1 rRNA gene is annotated in these 241 nt (G+C 61.4%); it reads left to right on the top strand.

What is annotated here, in order from left to right:
* Window positions 1-154: 154 nt before the first annotated feature.
* Window positions 155-241: ribosomal RNA gene (locus tag OO54_RS41175) — 16S ribosomal RNA — on the top strand; the annotation flags it as partial.

The raw sequence follows: 241 nt of genomic DNA, 5'->3' as shown, positions 1-241 counted from the left end.
CCCGTCCATCTTCGGATGGCGAGGTTCCTTTGAAAGTCCTGTCGGCCCTCGTGGCGGGCAGGCGACATACACAGCGAGGACGCTGTGGACGGTCGGCCCTATTCCGGCTCGACCGTCCCGCTCAACGCGAGTGTCACCGGATATCCGGTAAACATTCACGGAGAGTTTGATCCTGGCTCAGGACGAACGCTGGCGGCGTGCTTAACACATGCAAGTCGAACGATGAAGCCCCTCGGGGTGG

The organism is Streptomyces wedmorensis, assembly GCF_000716445.1.
Classification (GTDB): Bacteria; Actinomycetota; Actinomycetes; order Streptomycetales; family Streptomycetaceae; genus Streptomyces; species Streptomyces wedmorensis.
This window is presented reverse-complemented; position numbering and strand designations above follow the sequence as displayed.